This window comes from Acinetobacter parvus DSM 16617 = CIP 108168 (genome assembly GCF_000368025.1).
GTDB lineage: Bacteria > Pseudomonadota > Gammaproteobacteria > Pseudomonadales > Moraxellaceae > Acinetobacter > Acinetobacter parvus.
In genome coordinates this window covers 112393-129261 of the sequence record NZ_KB849207.1, presented here as the reverse complement: position 1 = coordinate 129261, position 16869 = coordinate 112393, and the positions used below count along the sequence as shown (strand labels likewise).

9 protein-coding genes, 2 tRNA genes, 3 rRNA genes and 2 pseudogenes are annotated in these 16869 nt (G+C 43.5%); 11 read left to right on the top strand and 5 right to left on the bottom strand.

Annotation, left to right across the window (positions count from 1 at the left end; translation table 11 throughout):
* The 9 genes and pseudogenes from F988_RS00635 to F988_RS00595 form a co-directional block, all read left to right on the top strand.
* Nucleotides 1–1085: ribosomal RNA gene (locus F988_RS00635) — 16S ribosomal RNA — on the top strand; the annotation flags it as partial.
* A 177-nt stretch (nucleotides 1086–1262) separates the two neighbouring features.
* Nucleotides 1263–1339 (top strand) — tRNA-Ile (locus tag F988_RS00630).
* 71 nt (nucleotides 1340–1410) lie between these two features.
* Nucleotides 1411–1486: transfer RNA gene (locus F988_RS00625), tRNA-Ala, on the top strand.
* A 466-nt stretch (nucleotides 1487–1952) separates the two neighbouring features.
* A 23S ribosomal RNA gene (locus F988_RS00620) occupies nucleotides 1953–4846 on the top strand.
* A gap of 195 nt (nucleotides 4847–5041) precedes the next feature.
* Nucleotides 5042–5156, top strand: a 5S ribosomal RNA gene (rrf, locus tag F988_RS00615).
* Between the two features lie 117 nt (nucleotides 5157–5273).
* Nucleotides 5274–6350: an AI-2E family transporter gene (locus tag F988_RS00610; protein WP_004680197.1), complete on the top strand. Its 1077-nt coding sequence runs from the start codon at nucleotides 5274–5276 to the stop codon at nucleotides 6348–6350.
* A gap of 202 nt (nucleotides 6351–6552) precedes the next feature.
* A pseudogene (locus tag F988_RS00605) lies at nucleotides 6553–6981 on the top strand (acyl-CoA dehydrogenase family protein); the annotation flags it as partial.
* Nucleotides 6975–7397, top strand: a pseudogene (locus tag F988_RS00600) (MFS transporter); the annotation flags it as partial. The pseudogenes F988_RS00605 and F988_RS00600, both read left to right, overlap by 7 nt.
* Before the next feature lie 191 nt (nucleotides 7398–7588).
* Nucleotides 7589–8758, top strand: coding sequence for a PQQ-dependent sugar dehydrogenase (locus F988_RS00595; RefSeq protein ID WP_004680194.1), 1170 nt, complete (start codon nucleotides 7589–7591; stop codon nucleotides 8756–8758).
* Between the two features lie 424 nt (nucleotides 8759–9182).
* Here F988_RS00595 and F988_RS00590 read toward each other — a convergent pair whose 3' ends face one another.
* From F988_RS00590 to ribF, 4 genes are read right to left on the bottom strand one after another with little or no spacing between them, the layout of a single operon-like run.
* Nucleotides 9183–9665, bottom strand: coding sequence for an FKBP-type peptidyl-prolyl cis-trans isomerase (locus tag F988_RS00590; protein ID WP_004680192.1), 483 nt, complete (start codon nucleotides 9663–9665; stop codon nucleotides 9183–9185).
* Nucleotide 9666: 1 nt separating this feature from the next.
* Complete coding sequence (gene lspA / locus F988_RS00585) at nucleotides 9667–10197, bottom strand: signal peptidase II (protein WP_162130233.1); 531 nt, start codon at nucleotides 10195–10197, stop codon at nucleotides 9667–9669.
* A 4-nt stretch (nucleotides 10198–10201) separates the two neighbouring features.
* Nucleotides 10202–13039, bottom strand: coding sequence for an isoleucine--tRNA ligase (gene ileS, locus F988_RS00580; protein WP_004680190.1), 2838 nt, complete (start codon nucleotides 13037–13039; stop codon nucleotides 10202–10204).
* Between the two features lie 60 nt (nucleotides 13040–13099).
* Nucleotides 13100–14101 (bottom strand): bifunctional riboflavin kinase/FAD synthetase, encoded by a 1002-nt coding sequence (gene ribF / locus F988_RS00575; protein WP_004680189.1) that lies wholly within the window; start codon nucleotides 14099–14101, stop codon nucleotides 13100–13102.
* A 206-nt stretch (nucleotides 14102–14307) separates the two neighbouring features.
* Between ribF and F988_RS00570 the strand changes: the two genes are divergently transcribed.
* A complete protein-coding gene (locus tag F988_RS00570) occupies nucleotides 14308–15441 on the top strand; it encodes a TDT family transporter (RefSeq protein ID WP_004680188.1) in 1134 nt (377 codons plus the stop codon).
* A 63-nt stretch (nucleotides 15442–15504) separates the two neighbouring features.
* Complete coding sequence (locus F988_RS00565; protein WP_004680187.1) at nucleotides 15505–16071, top strand: phosphorylase family protein; 567 nt, start codon at nucleotides 15505–15507, stop codon at nucleotides 16069–16071.
* A gap of 48 nt (nucleotides 16072–16119) precedes the next feature.
* On the opposite strand, the gene F988_RS00560 is transcribed toward F988_RS00565, so the two are convergent.
* Complete coding sequence (locus F988_RS00560) at nucleotides 16120–16731, bottom strand: TetR/AcrR family transcriptional regulator (RefSeq protein WP_026040037.1); 612 nt, start codon at nucleotides 16729–16731, stop codon at nucleotides 16120–16122.
* Nucleotides 16732–16869: the final 138 nt, after the last annotated feature.

The following is a 16869-nucleotide window of genomic DNA, read 5'->3' as shown; positions in this document are numbered from 1 at the left end:
TGGATTAATACTCTAGGATAGTGGACGTTACTCGCAGAATAAGCACCGGCTAACTCTGTGCCAGCAGCCGCGGTAATACAGAGGGTGCGAGCGTTAATCGGATTTACTGGGCGTAAAGCGTGCGTAGGCGGCTGATTAAGTCGGATGTGAAATCCCTGAGCTTAACTTAGGAATTGCATTCGATACTGGTCAGCTAGAGTATGGGAGAGGATGGTAGAATTCCAGGTGTAGCGGTGAAATGCGTAGAGATCTGGAGGAATACCGATGGCGAAGGCAGCCATCTGGCCTAATACTGACGCTGAGGTACGAAAGCATGGGGAGCAAACAGGATTAGATACCCTGGTAGTCCATGCCGTAAACGATGTCTACTAGCCGTTGGGGCCTTTGAGGCTTTAGTGGCGCAGCTAACGCGATAAGTAGACCGCCTGGGGAGTACGGTCGCAAGACTAAAACTCAAATGAATTGACGGGGGCCCGCACAAGCGGTGGAGCATGTGGTTTAATTCGATGCAACGCGAAGAACCTTACCTGGCCTTGACATAGTAGAAACTTTCCAGAGATGGATTGGTGCCTTCGGGAATCTACATACAGGTGCTGCATGGCTGTCGTCAGCTCGTGTCGTGAGATGTTGGGTTAAGTCCCGCAACGAGCGCAACCCTTTTCCTTACTTGCCAGCATTTCGGATGGGAACTTTAAGGATACTGCCAGTGACAAACTGGAGGAAGGCGGGGACGACGTCAAGTCATCATGGCCCTTACGGCCAGGGCTACACACGTGCTACAATGGTCGGTACAAAGGGTTGCTACCTAGCGATAGGATGCTAATCTCAAAAAGCCGATCGTAGTCCGGATTGGAGTCTGCAACTCGACTCCATGAAGTCGGAATCGCTAGTAATCGCGGATCAGAATGCCGCGGTGAATACGTTCCCGGGCCTTGTACACACCGCCCGTCACACCATGGGAGTTTGTTGCACCAGAAGTAGGTAGTCTAACCTTAGGGAGGACGCTTACCACGGTGTGGCCGATGACTGGGGTGAAGTCGTAACAAGGTAGCCGTAGGGGAACCTGCGGCTGGATCACCTCCTTAACGAAAGATTGACGATCGGTAAGAATCCACAACAAGTTGTTCTTCGAGATATATCGAATGAAAGATAGAAAAAGTATTGTTTCTCTTTTTTAATTTTAGAGATAAGTCGTGCACTACGCGCTGCGCTTGTCTTGCGAAATAAAAGAAGAGATCAACGATCTCTTCTTTTATTTCTCAGGGTCTGTAGCTCAGTTGGTTAGAGCACACGCTTGATAAGCGTGGGGTCACAAGTTCAAGTCTTGTCAGACCCACCACTACTGACGAAGTGATGAATAATCACAAGCTACTAGATGAGAAGATATATCGTTCATTATGATTGTAAGCTGGGGACTTAGCTTAGTTGGTAGAGCGCCTGCTTTGCACGCAGGAGGTCAGGAGTTCGACTCTCCTAGTCTCCACCAGAGCTTCGATCAGCAAAGCAACGCTTTGCCGAAGCGCAAGACAAGAAGCTATGCTGCGCGTAGTATCTGATCTAATATGGTAGTGAAAGATATTTTTAAATTATAGAACTTAATAAATAAGGTGAATCAAGAGATTGATTTAGATTTATTAACTTCTGTGATTTATCACAGTTTACTGCAAGCTGACGAGGCTGTAGTTAATCATTAACAGATTAGAATTTGAGTCTGAAATAAATTGTTCACTCATTCAATAACAAAGCAAGAAGAATTAATTCTTTAAGCTGAGTTGTTAGAAATGAGAACTAGCAAAAACACTGAATCAAGCGTTTTGGTATATGAATTTAGATTGAAGCTGTACGGTGCTTAAGTGCACGGGACTTCGAACTGTAGATTAAATAGATCATTAATTATTTATTTAATTGTCTTAATCCTACTTGTAGGGATTAACGACTGTTTGGGGTTGTATAGTCAAGTAATTAAGTGCATGTGGTGGATGCCTTGGCAGTCAGAGGCGAAGAAAGACGTGATAGCCTGCGAAAAGCTCCGGGGAGGCGGCAAATATCCTGTGATCCGGAGATATCTGAATGGGGGAACCCACTTACCATAAGGTAGGTATTGCAACATGAATACATAGTGTTGCAAGGCGAACGAGGGGAAGTGAAACATCTCAGTACCCTTAGGAAAAGAAATCAATTGAGATTCCCTTAGTAGCGGCGAGCGAACGGGGAGTAGCCCATTAAGTTATGTGTGTTTTAGTGGAACGCTCTGGGAAGTGCGAACGTAGAGGGTGATATTCCCGTACACGAAAGGGCACACATAATGATGACGAGTAGGGCGAGGCACGTGAAACCTTGTCTGAATATGGGGGGACCATCCTCCAAGGCTAAATACTCCTGACTGACCGATAGTGAACCAGTACCGTGAGGGAAAGGCGAAAAGAACCCCTGTGAGGGGAGTGAAATAGATCCTGAAACCGCATGCATACAAGCAGTGGGAGCCGACATGTTCGGTGACTGCGTACCTTTTGTATAATGGGTCAGCGACTTATATTCAGTAGCGAGGTTAACCGAATAGGGGAGCCGTAGAGAAATCGAGTCTTAATAGGGCGTTTAGTTGCTGGGTATAGACCCGAAACCAGGCGATCTATCCATGAGCAGGTTGAAGGTTGGGTAACACTAACTGGAGGACCGAACCCACTGTCGTTGAAAAGCCAGGGGATGACTTGTGGATAGGGGTGAAAGGCTAATCAAGCCTGGTGATAGCTGGTTCTCCCCGAAAGCTATTTAGGTAGCGCCTCGGACGAATACCATTGGGGGTAGAGCACTGTTTCGGCTAGGGGGTCATCCCGACTTACCAAACCGATGCAAACTCCGAATACCAATGAGTACTATCCGGGAGACAGACTGCGGGTGCTAACGTCCGTAGTCAAGAGGAAAACAATCCAGACCGCCAGCTAAGGCCCCAAAATCATAGTTAAGTGGGAAACGATGTGGGAAGGCATAGACAGCTAGGAGGTTGGCTTAGAAGCAGCCACCCTTTAAAGAAAGCGTAATAGCTCACTAGTCGAGTCGGCCTGCGCGGAAGATGTAACGGGGCTAAAACTATGTGCCGAAGCTGCGGATGTAACTTTTAAGTTACGTGGTAGGGGAGCGTTCTGTAAGCCGAAGAAGGTGTATTGAGAAGTATGCTGGAGGTATCAGAAGTGCGAATGCTGACGTGAGTAACGACAAAACGGGTGAAAAACCCGTTCGCTGAAAGACCAAGGGTTCCAGTCCAACGTTAATCGGGGCTGGGTGAGTCGACCCCTAAGGCGAGGCCGAGAGGCGTAGTCGATGGGAAATTGGTTAATATTCCCATACTTCTGTGTAATGCGATGAGAGGACGGAGAAGGTTAAGTCAGCCTGGCGTTGGTTGTCCAGGTGGAAGACAGTAGGCATGTATCTTAGGCAAATCCGGGGTACTCTATGCTGAGAGTCGATAGCAAGCTGTACTTGTACAGTGAAGTGGCTGATACCATGCTTCCAGGAAAAGTCTCTAAGCTTCAGTTACACAGGAATCGTACCCGAAACCGACACAGGTGGTCAGGTCGAGTAGACCAAAGCGCTTGAGAGAACTCTGCTGAAGGAACTAGGCAAAATGGTACCGTAACTTCGGGAGAAGGTACGCTGCTGACGGTGATGGGACTTGCTCCCTGAGCGGTTGGCAGCCGCAGAAACCAGGCCGCTGCAACTGTTTATTAAAAACATAGCACTCTGCAAACACGAAAGTGGACGTATAGGGTGTGATGCCTGCCCGGTGCTGGAAGGTTAATTGATGGGGTTAGCGTAAGCGAAGCTCTTGATCGAAGCCCCAGTAAACGGCGGCCGTAACTATAACGGTCCTAAGGTAGCGAAATTCCTTGTCGGGTAAGTTCCGACCTGCACGAATGGCATAATGATGGCGGCGCTGTCTCCAGCAGAGGCTCAGTGAAATCGAAATCGCTGTGAAGATGCAGTGTACCCGCGGCTAGACGGAAAGACCCCGTGAACCTTTACTGCAGCTTGACATTGAACTTTGACCTTACTTGTGTAGGATAGGTGGGAGGCTTTGAAGTTGGAACGCTAGTTCCAATGGAGCCGTCCTTGAAATACCACCCTGGTAATGTTGAGGTTCTAACTCTGCCCCGTAATCCGGGGCGAGGACCATGTCTGGTGGGTAGTTTGACTGGGGCGGTCTCCTCCTAAAGAGTAACGGAGGAGTACGAAGGTGCGCTCAGCGTGGTCGGAAATCACGCGTAGAGTATAAAGGCAAAAGCGCGCTTAACTGCGAGACCCACAAGTCGAGCAGGTACGAAAGTAGGTCTTAGTGATCCGGTGGTTCTGTATGGAAGGGCCATCGCTCAACGGATAAAAGGTACTCTGGGGATAACAGGCTGATACCGCCCAAGAGTTCATATCGACGGCGGTGTTTGGCACCTCGATGTCGGCTCATCTCATCCTGGGGCTGAAGCAGGTCCCAAGGGTATGGCTGTTCGCCATTTAAAGAGGTACGCGAGCTGGGTTTAGAACGTCGTGAGACAGTTCGGTCCCTATCTACCGTGGGCGCTGGAAATTTGAGAGGATCTGCTCCTAGTACGAGAGGACCAGAGTGGACGAACCTCTGGTGTACCGGTTGTCACGCCAGTCGCATCGCCGGGTAGCTATGTTCGGAAGGGATAACCGCTGAAAGCATCTAAGCGGGAAGCCTACCTCAAGATAAGATTTCCCTAGGACTTTATGTCCTCTAAAGAGCCGTTCGAGACCAGGACGTTGATAGGTTGGGTGTGGAAGCACGGTGACGTGTGAAGCTGACCAATACTAATTGCTCGTGAGGCTTGACTATACAACACCCAAACAGTTGTTGTATTCAAGATAAGTTCAATACATAACTTGATTTAGTGTAAAAACTAGTTAAAATGCTGAACACAAAGTTAGACTCAATATCTAATCCGTTAATAACTCTTTGGTTCGTAAGTAAGGCAGACATGAAGTGAAAACACAACATGATCAATAAGACCCCAAAACACCACAACAGTTTGCTGGCGACAATAGCAAGAGTGAACCACCTGATCCCTTCCCGAACTCAGAAGTGAAACCTCTTCGCGCTGATGGTAGTGTGGCACTTGCCATGTGAGAGTAAGTCATCGCCAGCTTTTAAATTCAAACACCCCTAACCTGACGGTTAGGGGTGTTTTTTATTGCAACGAGAAAAATAAATTGGGGAAAATTACGGTATAACTATTGGGGAAAAGATAAAGCGTGATGTGAATATGCAAAATAATAATCTTGGTTCTTGGCAATCTAGCCTACAGACATTGGTTTATATTTTATTGTTTTTAATTCTCTTTGGATGGTTGTTGAAAATTGGGCAAGGCTTTTTATTGCCAATCCTTGTTGCGACGATAGCGATGTATATCCTTATCACATTAAGTCATTGGCTAGTAAAGTTTCCTGTTTTGAAATCTACGCCAGAATGGTTTAGAAGAATATTGGTATTAATCAGTTTTATTGTGGTGATGGTTCAGCTTATTAGTTTAGTGATTACAACTGGACAGAAAATTTTGGCTAAGATGCCAATCTATGAAGCGAATATTGAACAGGTTTTTTTGTATGTAAACGCGTATTTAGGGTGGAGTGATAGTCCGGACTGGCAAATCTTTAGAGAAATGCTGATGAGCCAGATTAATCTTCAAAGTCTCATTACTTCGACACTTACTTCATTTAGTGCGCTGACAGGCATGTTTGTTGTCATTATTGTATATGCCTTATTTTTATTGAATGAGCGAGATCAGTTCGTTAAAAAATTAATGATTGCATTTCCAGATGGTAAAACTGAACAAACGCGGTTATTGATCGCGGATATTAATAAAAAGATTAGTGAATATCTTGTCGTTAAGACACTTATTAATTTGATTTTAGCAACGATTTGTTTTGTTATTCTTTGGGCGTGTGGTGTGGAGTATGCATTATTTTGGGCTTTAATTATTGGTTTGTTTAACTATATTCCATACGTTGGTTCTTTATTCGGTGTGATTTTCCCTGTTCTAATGACATTGGCTCAAACTGGTTCGCTGAAATTAACTATTCTGGTTGCAATTCTATTGACGGTTGCACAAATGTTTGTAGGAAATTTTCTAGAGCCACGTATGATTGGTAAACAAATCAATTTATCTCCGTTTGTTGTTTTGCTTTCCTTGTCTTTGTGGTCTTCATTGTGGGGAATCGCAGGAGCGATTTTAGCAATTCCTCTTACTTCAATTTTTGTAATTGTTTTGGAAGCATTTCGATCTACTCGCCCATTTGCTATTTTACTCATGCAGAATCCGAAAAATTACGATCAATCATAACCGTGATAATAGGGCTTAAATACTTACTAATAGGATTTGGGCTCTTATTTCGGATAAATATCTCAACGTTTTTGATAAATGATTATGGATAAAATTGATGTGTATTTTGCCAAGCGCTTGCTTGGTTTTTTCTTTTTTGATAAGGTAAAGCGCTTATAAATACTCTAATCGACTCAGAATTATTCAAGCTAGGAAGCAGAAAATGCAACTTAATCCGATCTACTATAATGAACAACACCAAGCTTTTGCAGACAATGTACGTCGATTCGTGCAAAAAGAAATGGCTCCATTTGTTAATGAATGGGATGAGGCTGAAACGTTTCCTCGAGAGCTTTATAAGAAAGCTGCTGAGATTGGATTATTGGGCTTAGGCTTTGGTGAAGAATATGGGGGTATTCCGGATGCTGATCCTTTTTATTCGTTACTCGCTGGTGTGGAAATGGCGAAAGCGGGTTCAGGTGGTGTGCATATTTCGTTGATGGTACATACCATCGGTGCTCCACCAATTCAGCATTTTGGAAGTGAAGAACTAAAAGCGAAAGTATTGCCAGATATTATTTCCGGCGAAAAGATTTCGGCTTTGGCAATTACTGAGCCTGGTGGTGGATCTGATGTTGCCGCTTTGCAGACCGTTTCCACTTAAAACCTGTGATTATTGGCATGTTTTTATTGGGGGCATTCTCTCTAGTGGGTCTAGGCTTCAATTCACCACAGCCTGTAATTTATTTATTGGTCGGCTTAGCGGGTGCTTCTGCCATTGGCAGCAGTATTTTACTGTATAGCTTTGTTGCACAGTATTATCCACTCACGATTCGTTCGACAGGTATCGGTTGTGCTTCTGCAGTGGGGCGTGTAGGTGCGATTGTAGGCCCTATTATCATTGGCGTACTTTTGGGTATGAATTTACCGCATAAAATGAACTTTTTGGCGGTGGCGATTCCTGCGGTGATTGGTGCAATTGCAGTGGCAATGATTCGTTTACAAAGTACATCAAAGGTGGTGAGTGAGCCAAGTGTGGTCAAAAAAGCCAGTCGATCTTATAGTTAATTGATCGTTAATATTGTGGGACTTTGAAATTAAGGAGCATCGCTCCTTAATTTTTTGCCTATTTACTTTGTAGAAGATTCAAGTAAGAAAGTGTATAGCGATACATTTCTATTATGCTCAGGGTGAGTTTCATTGGTTATGATGTCTTGATTAGCTCAAGCTAAGATTGAATAAATAGAGGAGCAATTAGGATGCTTAAGATGAATCGGCAACACTATGGATTTATAGGTCTAGTTACATTGGGTTTAATCACAGGGTGTAATGCACAAGTTCAGCCGAAACAGAACTCGGCTACTTTAGAGTCAAAATCAACTTCTGCACAAAACTTACAACGCTATCAAGTACAGCCAATTGCAGATTTTAATGAGCCGTGGGCATTGACAGAGTTACCAGATGGACGTCTATTAATTACAGAAAAAGCGGGGAAATTAAAACTTTTTAATCCAAAAACAGTTCAAAGCTTAGATGTTCAAGCTATCCCTGAAGTGGCTTATGGCGGACAAGGTGGTTTGGGTGATGTCATTTTAGATCCTGAATTTAAACAGAATCAGCAGATTTATTTAAGTTATGCAGAAGCGGGTACGGGTGGTTACGGTGCAGTCGTGATTCGGGGCAAGCTCTTATTGGATGCTAAACCCACGCCAAAACTTGCCCAAATTCAAAGAATCTGGCAGCAAGTGCCGAAAGTTTCAGGACAGGGACATTATGCACATCGTATAAAGTTTGGTGCAGATGGCAAATTATGGATAAGTTCTGGTGAACGACAAAAGTTTGAACCTGCTCAGGATTTAAAATCTAATTTAGGCAAAATTTTGCGTTTAAATGCAGATGGCACAACCCCTTTAGACAATCCATTTCAAACACATGGCGAGATTGCCAAACAAGTCTGGAGTTTGGGGCATCGAAACCCTTTGGGCATGGCATTTGATTCCGCAGGGCAGCTTTGGGTTGCAGAAATGGGACCTAAAGGTGGCGATGAGTTGAATCTGATTGCCAAGGGCGAAAACTATGGCTATCCGCTGGTGTCGAATGGTGATCACTATAATGGTTTGCCAATTCCAGACCATGCGACTCGTCCTGAATTTACAGCCCCAGTTCTGGATTGGACGCCTGTCATCTCTCCTTCAAGTTTGATGTTTTATACGGGAGATGTATTTCCACACTGGAAGCATAAAGCCATTCTTGGTGGTTTATCTTCAAAAGCAATTATTGTAGTGGATACACAAGCACAGCCTGTTCGGGAGCTACAGCGAATCGCGATGGGGCAGCGGATTCGTGGCGTACTCCAAGCGCAGGATGGCAATATTTGGGTGATTGAAGATGGTCAATCTGCCAGATTGCTTAAATTGGTGGCTCCATAAAATGCCTTTCTTCAGGTCTAAACATATTTTAGGGTGGGACAAAAAACAGATAGAAAAAAGCCCCAACATCATGTCGGGGCTTTTTCAGATTTATGTTTAGGTATTAGTGCTGTTATACCTTTCAGCGTCCTGCCGTTATATTCTTTATTATAGTTATTCTTGCTTTTTGAAACATCCTGTTTCTGTATGCCTTAAATATAAAATGAAAGGTGATTTTTGCCTAGCATCAATTTTCTGCAATGCATGTAAGCTAAAACGTACAACGAGATATCGGTGAAACGAATATCAATAAACTGGATTTATTGAGTTTTAAATGATTGATTATATTTAATAATTGTCTTATTCAATAAAAAATCCCCCAAGTCCATATTCTTGTACTTGGGGGGGTTGAACAGCAGAAAGATGCAGCAAGTATGCAAATTGATTACATCAATTTAATACCTTGTTGTCCAGCAGGGGTGACTCTAAAGATTTCAACTTCAAAGGTAATATTTTTACCCGCTAAAGGGTGGTTAAAGTCTACTTCGGTCACATCATCATTTACAGATTTCACCACGCCATAGAGGCTTTGTTTGGCTTTATCTTCAAACTCAATCATGTGTCCTTCAACTGGACGTTGCTCAAATTTAACCGTATCAAAAGTTTGTACGTTTTCAGGATTCCATGGACCAAATGCTTCTTCAGGTGGAAGACTCACGGTACGACGGTCACCTGCACGTAAACCAAATAATGCCTTTTCAAAGCCAGGTAATAAGTTACCATCGCCAATCACGAGGCTTACGGGTTCTTCACGATTACGTGTATTGTCAATCTCAACACCATTTTCGATTGAAACAGAAAAATGCAAGTCGACTTTTGAGCCATCTTGAATACGAATTTCTTCGTTTGGTTGGATAATTTCGTTCATCTTATGCATCCACGTTTTGGTTACGTTTCTTCTCAAGGAAGAAGGTATCAATCAGCAGTAAAATCGTGCCTAGCGTAATTGAGCTATCCGCAAGGTTGAAGGCTGGGAAATGGCTGTTTTGATAGTAAACATGAATAAAATCGACCACATAGCCTAAGCTGACACGATCAATCAGATTGCCAATTGCACCACCGAGAATCAACGCAATCGCCATCGGTAACACGATCATTTTCTTTGGCATACGCATCAGCCAGAAAATGAAAATCAGCGATACCACACCTGCTAAAGAGGTGAAGAAGTAGCGTTGCCAGCCGCCTGCGTCAGACAAAAAGCTGAATGCAGCCCCGTAGTTATGCAACAGCGTCCAATTTAAAAAGGGCAGTACAGGAACAGGATCTGCATAATTTAAATGTGAACTGGCAATCCATTTAGTCCATTGGTCCAGCACAATGGCGAGGACTGAAAGTCCAAGCCAAAGCAGGTTATGTGGATAAAATTGGAATAAGCCTTTTTTTGCTGGGCTAGTTTGCACAGAATTATGCATATTTTCTCACTTCGCCACTGCCAGTGACGTTGATAATACAACGAGCGCATAAACCAGGATGACCAACATGTGTATTTACATCTGGCAGTACATGCCAGCAACGTACACATTTTTCACCATCTGCTGCGGAGACTTGGACACGTAATCCTGCAAGATCCGTGCTTTCACCTTGTTCAGCATAAGGGTGAACGATGACTTGAGAGGTGATCAAGACAAAACGTAATTCATCAGCCAATTGGTTTAACAATGTCTGTAAGGCTTCATCTGCCCAAAGTTCAACTTTGGCAGATAAGTTACTGCCGATGAGTTTAGCGTTACGTGCGGCTTCAATCTGTTTATTTACTGCTGATTTTACGCTAATCAATGTTTGCCAATCTGCTTCAGACAGTAAGTTTGCTGTTGATGCGGTTGGGATGTCATACCATTCAGCCGTGAACACATATTTACCGGTTTGTTCAGGAATCAATGGCCAAGCTTCTTGTGCGGTAAAGCTCAAGATCGGTGACATCCAGCGAACAAAGGCTTGTACGATGTGATATAGCGCTGTTTGTGCAGAATGACGTGCTTGAGAATCTGCTTTAGTGGTGTACTGACGATCTTTGATGATGTCGAGATAGAAACCACCTAAGTCGTTAATACAGAAGTTGGTCAATGCATTGGTGACGATATGGAAATTCATCTCTTCATAGGCTTGCTGGATGGTTTTTTGAACCTCAGCAGCGCGTTGCAAGATGTATTGATCCAATGCAATCAGTTGGTCGACTGGCAAAGCATCTGTCGATGGTTTGAAACCATTCAAGTTGGCCAACAAGAAACGTAAGGTATTACGAATACGACGATAACCATCTGATGCGCGGCTAAAGATTTCTTTACCAGCCGTCATTTCATAGCGATAGTCAGCAGATGCAATCCAGAAACGTAAACCATCAGCACCCATATCTTTAATAATGTCTTGTGGGGTGATGATGTTGCCTAATGATTTAGACATCTTACGACCTTTCTCATCGACCACGAAACCGTGAGTGAGTAGACCTTTATACGGTGCACGTTCATTAATCGCAATTGAAGTTAACAATGACGATTGGAACCAGCCACGATGTTGGTCTGAACCTTCAAGATACAAATCTGCAGGGTCTTGTAACTCTTCACGTTCACGCAACACTGCATAATGTGTAGTACCTGAGTCAAACCAAACGTCAAGTGTATCGCGTACGGCATTGTACTGTTCAGCATCTGCGCCAATGAAGTCGCTAGCATCGCGGTTATACCAACCATCAATACCTTCTTGTTCGATCAGTTTAGCGACTTCTTCAATGAGTTCAGGTGTACGAGGGTGTAATGCATTAGTATCTTTGTGTACAAAGAATGGGATTGGTACGCCCCAAGTACGTTGACGTGAGATACACCAGTCAGGGCGTCCTTCAATCATGGATTGAATACGATTTTTACCCCAATCTGGGACAAACTCGATGTCATTTTCAATCGCATTCAAGGCTGTCTGACGTAAACCTTTAGCATCCATGCTGATAAACCATTGAGGTGTCGCACGGAAGATAATCGGGGTTTTATGACGCCAGCAGTGTGGGTAGCTGTGTTTGATTGGCTGATGCGCCCATAGACGACCAGCAGCACCCAAAGCTTCGATAATTTTTGGATTGGCTTTATAGATATGTTCGCCTGCAAAAATCGGCGCTGTTGGTAAATATATGCCATTACCACCGACAGGGTTATCAACTTTTAGGTTGTACTGTAAGCCAACTTTATAGTCGTCCACACCGTGTCCAGGAGCGGTATGTACTGCACCTGTACCGCTAGTTGCGATAACGTGTTCACCTAAAATAACAGGCACTTGGCGATCAGTAATCAGAGGATGTTGTAATAAGACATTCTCGATTGCTGAACCTTTAAAATCAGCCAGTACCACTGGATTTTCAAGCTTATAACGCTCAATTGCAGATTCAACCAGATCTTTGGCCAAAATAAAGTTTTGTGTACCACGATCACTTTGTACTTGAACCAGTTGGTAGTCGATTTCAGCATGGAGTGCCACTGCTTGGTTGGCAGGCAGTGTCCAGGGTGTAGTGGTCCAGATCACGATGTCCGTCACATCTTGGACATTTACACCAAGACGGCTGCTTAAGTCTTTAAGATCAACAACCGTAAAGCCAACATCAATCGCATCTGATTTTTTATCTTCGTATTCAACTTCCGCTTCTGCCAGCGCAGAACCACAGTCTAAACACCAGTTCACAGGTTTTAAACCCGGTTCGATATGACCTGCTTTGGCAATTGCGCCAAGCGAACGAACAATGTCTGCTTCTTGCTTAAAGTTCATGGTGAGGTATGGATTATCCCAGTCACCAAATACGCCCATACGCACAAAGTCTTTTTTCTGTAATTCGACTTGGGTGTAGGCATATTCGCGACAAGCTTTACGGAAAGTAGAGGCATCTACTTTAACGCCCACTTTGCCGACTTTTTCTTCGACCTTAAGTTCGATTGGAAGACCGTGACAGTCCCAACCCGGTACGTATGGCGCATCGAAGCCATCCATCACACGGCTTTTAATAATAATGTCTTTAAGGACTTTATTGACGGCATGACCCAAATGAATTTGACCATTGGCATATGGAGGGCCGTCATGAAGAACATATTTTTTCTTACCAATACGCGATTCACGAATCTGCTGATAAATGTTGTCGGCATACCACTCTTCTAACCATTTGGCTTCACGCACAGCCAAATTTGCTTTCATGGCAAATTCAGTATCAGGCAAATTGAGTGTGGCTTTATAATCCACTGCATTTTCAGGAGTTTGCTTATCGCTCATGCAAGTTTTCTTCCAGTTTTATCAGTCTAAACTGACATGTATTACAAATGAAATTTAAATTTAAAAAGGAAATTCTGGTGTGCGCTTACGATAGTCTCGTAATTTTTGCACATCATCATCGATTCCAGCTTTGAGTGCTTCAAGCGAAGGGTAATTCAGTTCACCATGTAGATAGTGAAGGAAAGTTACCCGCATCAATAAGCCATACAGATTAGCAGAAACATCGGGGAAATGTACCTCTAATCGCCATTCTGGCTGGTCTTGTTTGATGGCTGGGCGTGTCCCCACATGACCTGCACCAAACAAACTATCAGCTTGATAGCCTGTAATTCCGTTCAAAGCAGGATCAGTGTGCTTTGTTTTTGCTGTGAGTGAGGCATTTTCACAGACGACATCCACCGCATAAATACCACTTAAACACGGTTTATGGCGGTTTAAACGGACATTGATGGTTGGAAAATCAAGGGTTCGGCCAATCTGGTCGCCATATTGCACCCGTCCCGTAATGCTGTAGGGACGGCCCAGCAGCTTTGCCGCCAAAGCAAGGTCGCCCTGCTGTAGAACCTGACGGATACGGGTTGAACTGACTCGTTCTCCATTCAGTGCCACCGTATTTAAATTGGTGACATCAAAGCCATATTTGCGTAGAAACTCGCTGTTGCCCTGACGGTCTTTACCAAAATGAAAATCATCACCTAGCACTAAGCTTTGTGCATTGAGTTTTAATTTAAGTAGATCAGCAAATTCTGTGGCATTTAAACTTCTAAAATATTGGTCAAATTTCGCAACTGCAATGTAGTCCACACCAAGCTCAGTTAAATATTCTACTTTTTCACGTAATGAGCTAATGCGTGGCGGAGCATCATAAGCTTTAAAAAATTCAAGTGGTTGCGGCTCAAAAATCATCACCAATGTTTTTAAGCCTTGCGCTTCAGCCAACGTTTTGAGTTGGGCAATCATCGCTTGATGGCCGAGGTGGACACCATCAAAATTGCCAATCGTGACCGCAGTTGGGGGTAACTGAAAATCTGGCGATAAAGCGTTGAGACGAAGCAACTTCATGGGCGTTAAATACAGTGATTTTGCAAAGGCTATATATTGCCATATTCTCAGCGTTTCGTCTTGTTGTTGTGTTTTTACACAGAAAATTTTCAATATTTAGAAGTTTTATATCAATTAAATTTATTCATTAAATAAAAATAAATCAATTTTTCTTATTTTATGATTGACCTAAAATAGCTGCATAGTCGCTTGATATTGAGAAAGAGATGAAAAAGCCGTTTTATCAGCTACAACAGAACACCGATGTGATTCGCCATTTTACCCCGAATTGGTTTACTGCAACCATGGGAACGGGTGTGGTGGCGATGATTTTAGCACAGCTGCCTTTTGCCTCATCTGTTTTGTTTATGCTTGCGACCAAATTATGGCAGTTTAATATTCTGTTATTTAGCACTTTTAGTGTGCTCTATATCTTACGCTGGATTTTATTCCCAACCGAAGCAAAGCAGATTTTTAGTCATCCGAATATGAGCTTATTCCTCGGTGCGATTCCGATGGGCTTAGCGACGATTGCCAATGGTTTTCTCATTTTTGGTACGCATTTATATGGTGATATTGCCATCCAGATAGCGACCTATCTCTGGTATCTGGATGTGTTTCTGGCAGTGGTGATTGCATGGGTGGTGCCATTTTGTATGTTTAGCTGCCAAGATCATCAATTACAACGGATGACTGCGGTATGGTTACTCCCGATCGTGGCCTGTGAAGTTGCGGCTAGCTCTGCGGGGCTGCTATTACAGCATTTAGCAGCAGATCAGCATGCGTTAACCATCTTGATCACAGGCTATGTGTTGTGGGGCATTTCTGTCTTACCTGCTTTTGCGATCTTAACGATTTTGATGTTACGTTTGGCTTTGCACCAGTTACCTGAAAAAGAGGTGGCGATTTCTAGCTGGTTATGTTTAGGGCCAATTGGGACAGGTGCCTTGGCGTTATTATTACTGGGTGAACAAGCGCCACGAATCATGCAGGCGATAGGTTTCGAAGGTTTAGCGACATTACTGCCAGCCTTGGGTATTGTGGCAAGTTTAGTGTTATTAGGTTTTGGCTTATGGTGGTTTGGGATTGCGATTTTGACCACACTGCGTCATATGCGTACAGGCATTCCATTTAACTTGGGTTGGTGGGGACTGACTTTCCCATTCGGTGTGTTTATTTTGGCGATCTTTAACTTGGCGCATCAGTTACATATCGACTTCTTACAGTATGCGGCTGTGGTTTTAAGTCTGTTGTTGGTGGGTTTGTGGGCATTGGTGATGAAGAAAACGCTGGCAGGAGCGTACAGCGGTCAATTATTTTTCTCCCCATGTTTGGTCGCCTTACAGCAGAAGATGCAATAATATCAAGGTGTGCTTTAGCACACCTTTTTTGTGTCTCTATTTTGATTTGAACGAGTCTTTTTTATGAATGCTGATATTGCTCTGATTATGGCCTTACCGAATGAATCTAAAGGTTTGTTTGAACAAGTAGGTATTGACGTTCATTACAGTGGAATCGGCAAAATTAATGCAGCATTCAAGGCATTTGAGGTGATTCAAAAGACGGGATGCAAAACGCTGATCAATTTAGGCAGTGCAGGCAGTTCGCACTTCGATGCACATAGTCTGGTTGAGGTGATTACTTTTGTACAACGGGACATGGATGTGTCACCACTGGGTTTTGCCGTGGGCGTGACCCCAATGGATGAGGACATTCCTGCCGAAATCCATGTTCAGCCGCATTTTGAACATTTACCTAAAGGGATCTGTGGTACAGGTGACTCCTTTGAAACAGGACAGCCAAAAGTATCCTGTAATCTGGTGGACATGGAAGCCTATGCCCTCGCCAAAGTGTGCCAGAAGCTTGGGGTGCGTTTGATTTCAGTCAAATATATTACAGATGGTGCCAATGATACGGCTCATTTAGATTGGGAAGAGAATCTGCTGCTTGGCGCACAAAAATTATTGGCGTTGTATCAGGCGCATTTTTAAATAAAAAAGCCTATCTGCTGAGATAGGCCTGATCAATGCTTTCTGGTTTTAACGTGGCAATACACCATATAGCATCAAGTGTACCGTATGCTCAATGGTGCGTTGATACATACTGCGGTTGCGCAGGGTCTTGCCTGTGACCATTTCCATTTGAGTAGAAAAATCCGCATAATTTTGGGTGATTGCCCAAATATTGATAATTAATAATTCTGCATCAATTTCTTTGGATAATTTGCCTTGTTCCTGCCAAGTCTCAATCACTTTGGTTTTGCGTTTAAACAGCTTTTTCAATGGACCTTTTAAAATCGGTAAAATATGTGGTGCACCCTGAATGATTTCCAATGCAAATAAACGAGAAGCTTTTGGCTGATCTTTTGAACTTTCGATTTTTTGCATCAAATAATGAGTTAAGGCCTCAGTTGGCTCAAGCTCGACTTCCAATATCTGTAAGGGTGCCAACCACTTTTGCATTACGGTGGTGAGCACTTCAACATACAGTGACTCTTTGTTTTCATAATAATAAAAGATATTGGATTTATGCATATTTGCCAGTTGGGCAATTTCATCCAGACTTGCACCACTAAATCCATAGACGGAAAAAACATCCAGGGCAGCATTCAGCAGTTGATTGCGCTTTTGTGTACTCTTTTTCTGTTCCATCTGCGAGCTTGATTCAAAAAATGTCATTGACATTGTAAGATAAATTGGCGGATTTGTGCAAAATAACCGTATTTTTTATCGAAAAAGCAGGGATTGCCAGACCAGTAGTCACGATGTACTTGATAATTATTGAAATCT